General features: G+C 51.9%; 2 tRNA genes and 3 rRNA genes. All 5 read right to left on the bottom strand.

Annotated elements, in window-relative coordinates:
* Nucleotides 1-64: 64 nt before the first annotated feature.
* Nucleotides 65-180, bottom strand: a 5S ribosomal RNA gene (gene rrf, locus AC24GY_RS29340).
* Between the two features lie 138 nt (nt 181-318).
* Nucleotides 319-3162 (bottom strand): 23S ribosomal RNA (locus AC24GY_RS29335).
* Between the two features lie 182 nt (nt 3163-3344).
* Nucleotides 3345-3421: transfer RNA gene (locus AC24GY_RS29330), tRNA-Ile, on the bottom strand.
* A 12-nt stretch (nt 3422-3433) separates the two neighbouring features.
* A tRNA-Ala gene (locus AC24GY_RS29325) sits at nt 3434-3509 on the bottom strand.
* 163 nt (nt 3510-3672) lie between these two features.
* Nucleotides 3673-5218, bottom strand: a 16S ribosomal RNA gene (locus AC24GY_RS29320).
* Together the 16S, 23S and 5S rRNA genes with 2 tRNA genes alongside form the textbook arrangement of a ribosomal RNA operon.
* Nucleotides 5219-5462 lie beyond the last annotated feature (244 nt).

The raw sequence follows: 5462 nt of genomic DNA, 5'->3' as shown, positions 1-5462 counted from the left end.
GTTTGGTCTCGGAATGCGGGCACAAAAAATCCCGCATCTCTTACGAGATGCGGGATGATGTTTAATCTGGCAACGTCCTACTTTCGCATAGCCTTTCGCCATACTATCATCGGCGCAACAGCGTTTCACTTCCGTGTTCGGAATGGGAACGGGTGGTACCACTGTGCCATGGTCACCAGACTGCGGCTCATCATGCGGGTGAGGCATATGAACCGAGTGTCTGGAGACACTTCAGGGAGTGTTCTCTGACAACTGCATACAGGGTATTGGCAAATTCTTTTGAGCCTCGAACCAGGCTTCAGTTTGGTTGAAATGGAACAATGTAAGACAAACGGATGATTAGTACCACTAAGCTGAACGCATTACTGCGCTTGCACCCGTGGCCTATCAACGTGGTAGTCTTCCACGATCCTTCAGGGAAAGCTAATCTTGGGATGGGCTTGGCACTTAGATGCTTTCAGCGCTTATCCCTTCCGCACATAGCTGCCCAGCGATGCTCTTGACAGAACAACTGGAACACCAGAGGTGCGTCAATTCCGGTCCTCTCGTACTAGGAATTGAACCCCTCAACTTTCCTGCGCCCACAGAGGATAGAGGACCGAACTGTCTCGCGACGTTCTGAACCCAGCTCGCGTGCCGCTTTAACCGGCGAACAGCCGGACCCTTGGGACCTTCTCCAGCCCCAGGATGCGACGAGCCGACATCGAGGTGCCAAACTTCATCGTCGATATGAACTCTTGGATGAAATCAGCCTGTTATCCCTAGCGTACCTTTTGTCCGTTAAGCGATGGCAATTCCACATTAAACCACCGGATCACTTTGGCCTGCTTTCGCATCTGTTCGACTTGTAGGTCTCACAGTTAGGCTGGCTTATGCCAATGCACTCAACACGTGATTACCAACCACGCTGAGCCAACCTTCGCGCTCCTCCGTTACTCTTTGGGAGGATACCGCCCCAGTAAAACTGACCGGCTGACATGGTCCCACATCCAGATTCATGGACTGCGGTTAGATCGTTCAATACCCAAGGGTGGTGTTTCATTGACGACTCTGCGTAACCCGAAAGTTACGCTTCAAAGTCTTCCACTTACGCTAAGCATGGAAACCAAACGACCAGTGACAGCTTACAGTTAAGGTGCATAGGGTCTTTCCGTCCTTCTGCGGGTAAGCAGCATCTTCACTGCTAATACAATTTCACTGAGCCCCTCGTTGAGACAGCGGACAACTCGTTACACGATTCGTGCAGGTCGGAACTTACCCGACAAGGAATTTCGCTACCTTAGGACCGTTATAGTTACGGCCGACATTCACGGGGACTTGGGTTCAGAGCTTCGCCTTGCGGCTAACCCCTTGCCTTAATCTTTCCGCATTGGTCACGTGTCACATCGTATACTTGGACTTTCGTCTTGGCACAATGCTGTGTTTTTGATAAACAGTCGGTTGTCCCCTTTCACTGCGACCCTCCTAAGAGGGCATCCCTTCTTCCGAAGTTACGGGACTAGATTGCAGAGTTCCTTAACGAGGTTTCACTCTTTCGCCTTGGTATATTCTACCCACCCACCTGTGTCGGTTTGCGGTACGGGCGGCCATGGAAAGGGCCAAAACGCTTTTCTCGGTGGTCGGATCAAAAGACCGGATTTGGGTTGCCCCGCCTCCTTCTGCCACTTTCAGCCGGCATGCTTTCTCAATTTCCACGAACGTCCTGGTTTAACCATAGCCGGTTTGGGAATATTAACCCAATGTGCATCGCCGACGCCATACGGCCTTGACTTAGCTCCCGACTAACCCTGGGACGAATATCGTTGCCCAGGAAACCTTGGGTTTACGGCGGGGCGGGATTTCACCGCCCTTAACGTTACTTATGTCTGCATCCTCACTTCTGTGAACTCCACGGTCAGTCGCCTTCACGCTTCGACGCTCACAGAACGCTCCCCTACCACTGTATCAACCGTAGCTGATACAATCCAGAGCTTCGGTATGCCGCTTAATCGCCAATCATTTTCGGCGCGAGATCTCTCGATGAGTCAGCTATTACGCACTGTTTAAATGGTGGCTGCTTCTAAGCCAACATCCTCACTGTCAATGAAATCTCACCTCCTTTCCACTTAGCGGCATTTGGGCACCTTAGCTGCAGGGCTGGGCTGTTTCCCTTTCGACAATGAAGCTTATCCCCCACTGTCTTACTGCCATGCTACATTCGAGGGTATTCGGAGTTTGATTGAGTTTGGTAGACGGGTATGTCCCCTAGCTCATTCAGTGCTCTACCCCCCTCGATCAGCGCATGACGCTGCACCTAAATACATTTCGGGGAGAACCAGCTATTACGGGGCTTGATTAGCCTTTCACTCCTACCCACAGCTCATCCGAGAACGTCTCAAGGTTCACCAGTTCGGTCCTCCACGTCGTATTACCAACGCTTCAACCTGGCCATGGGTAGATCGCCTCCGCTTCGGGTTCAGCCCGTGCGACTTGTCGCCCTGTTCGGACTCGCTTTCGCTCCGCCTCCGTCCCAGAAGGACTTAGGCTTGCCACACAGACTGACTCGCAGACTCATTTTGCAAAAGGCACGCCATCACCGGACAAGCCGGCTCTGACACCTTGTAGGTATGTGGTTTCAGGTACTATTTCACTCCGCTCACGGCGGTTCTTTTCACCTTTCCCTCGCGGTACTTGTTCACTGTCGGTCACTAGCGAGTATTTAGCCTTATGCCGTGGTCGGCACATATTCATACGAAATGCCACGTGGATCGTATTACTCTGGGAATCCCTAGGCGTTGTCAAGTTTTCGGTTACGGGCCTCTCACCCTCTTTGGAGCGATTTTCCATTCGCTTCACCTAACTCTTCAACTACCACATCGGGCCCCGAACCCCGGAAGTAAACTTCCGGTTTAGGCTGTTCCGCTTTCGTTCGCCACTACTGACGGAATCGCATTCGCTTTCTTTTCCTCGCCTTACTGAGATGTTTCACTTCGGGCGGTATTGCGTCGACGCTCCTATGTATTCAGAGCGTCACGTAACGAGATGAATCGTTACAGGTTATCCCATTCGGAGATCTCCGGGTCAAAGCCAGTTTGCGGCTGTCCGGAGCTTATCGCAGCTTACCACGTCCTTCATCGCCTGCTAGTGCCAAGGCATTCACTACATACCCTATAAATCTTACATTGTTAAAATCCATTTCGAATAGCGCGGCTTTCACCGCGCCGAAATGTTTTCGCCTGATTCTTAATTTTACTTATCTTTACAAACCTCACGGTTCTCAAGATGGCTCAATTGAATTTGTTTTCTACCCTATATACAGTTGTCAAAGAACATGATTCCCAAAAAAACAGATTGTGCACAATGAATGGTGGGCAGGACTGGACTCGAACCAGTGACCCCCGCCTTATCAAGGCGGTGCTCTAACCAACTGAGCTACATGCCCGCTGATCATTGATGGTGGAGGTTAGGAGACTCGAACTCCTGACATCAAGCTTGCAAAGCTAGCGCTCTACCAACTGAGCTAAACCCCCGCTCAAGGCACAGAAAACAGAAAAACTAAATTGTGCGCTGCGACTACTCATTCGCAGTATTAAGGTTTGTGAGGACTTTCATCATTCACACACTTTGCCATTGCTGGCAGTCAGTGTCGACCTTGTCCGTTATCAGGCGTGAGCCATCGGACATTCTCCATAGAAAGGAGGTGATCCAGCCGCAGGTTCCCCTACGGCTACCTTGTTACGACTTCATCCCAGTCACCAGTCTTGCCTTAGGGCACTGCCCCCTTGCGGTTGGCGCATGCACTTCGGGCGAAACCAGCTTCCATGATGTGACGGGCGGTGTGTACAAGACCCGGGAACGTATTCACGGTACCGTAGCTGATGTACCATTACTAGCGATTCCAGCTTCATGGAGTCGAGTTGCAGACTCCAATCTGAACTGAGCCCAGTTTTATTGATTTCCTCCACCTCGCGGTCTCGGTTCACATTGTACTGGGCATTGTAGTACGTGTGCAGCCCTGGTCGTAAGGGCCATACGGACTTGACGTCATCCCCACCTTCCTCCTCGTTGATCGAGGCAGTCTGATTCGAGTGCTCGGCATACGCCGGTGGCAACAAATCACAGGGGTTGCGCTCGTTGCGGGACTTAACCCAACATCTCACGACACGAGCTGACGACAGCCATGCAGCACCTGTGCAAAGCGGGTATTGCTACCCTATCCGGCTTTCACCGGAGACACAATGCATGTCAAGACCAGGTAAGGTTCTTCGCGTTGCATCGAATTAAGCCACATACTCCACCGCTTGTGCGGGTCCCCGTCAATTTCTTTGAGTTTTAATCTTGCGACCGTACTTCCCAGGCGGCACGTTTAACGCGTTAGCTCCGGCGCGGACGCGGTCGATTGCGCCCACACCAAACGTGCACCGTTTACTGCCAGGACTACCGGGGTATCTAATCCCGTTTGCTCCCCTGGCCTTCGTGCCTCAGTGTCAGTAACTGCCCAGTGACCTGCCTTCGCCGTTGGTATTCCTCTCGATATCTACGCATTTCACTGCTACACCGAGAATTCTAGTCACCTCTTCAGTACTCTAGCATGGTAGTATCGGATGCTATTCCGAGGTTGAGCCCCGGGCTTTCACATCTGACTTACCACGCCACCTACGCACCCTTTACGCCCAGTGATTCCGAACAACGCTTGAGACCTCTGTATTACCGCGGCTGCTGGCACAGAGTTAGCCGTCTCTTCCTCTTGTGTTACCATCAATCTGCCATGCTATTAACACGGCAGCCTTGTTCACACATGACAGGAGTTTACAATCCGAAGACCTTATCCTCCACGCGGCGTCGCTCCATCAGGGTTGCCCCCATTGTGAAAGATTCTCGACTGCTGCCACCCGTAGGTGTCTGGACCGTGTCTCAGTTCCAGTGTGGCTGGTCGTCCTCTAAGACCAGCTACCCGTCGTAGCCTTGGTGGGCTTTTACCCCGCCAACTAGCTGATAGGCCGCGGACCAATCGGGAAGTGGCAGGCCTTGCGGTCCCTGCCTTTAGTCTTTCGACCACATGCGGTATTAATCCAAGTTTCCCTGGGCTATCCCCCGCTTCCCGGAATGTATCCACGTGTTACGCACCCGTTCGCCACTAGACACCACTTGTATTGCTACTCATGGTGTCCCGTTCGACTTGCATGTCTTATCCACGCCGCCAGCGTTCGTTCTGAGCCAGAATCAAACTCTCCAAAAATTTCGAGCCGTCTCTTTTCAAGACGCACTCTATTGACTGCATCTGTTTAAACCACAGATGCCTGCGCATTTTCATGCACAGCGCACAATTTAGCTTTCTGTTTTCTAGCAGTCTTCACTCGGCTTTCGCCTCGCTCCAAACTGCTTCTGTGTTTTCTAAAAGATCGTTTCTGATTCCAAGTTTCATGAGCCGCTTTTCGCTTCCCAATCCTCTTTTTCTCAGCCCGCGTTTTTCGCTGCGGGTT

Source organism: Prosthecobacter sp. Pr1 (assembly GCF_057652315.1).
Note: the sequence above shows the minus strand (reverse complement) of the source record. Positions and strands in the feature narration are given on the sequence as shown.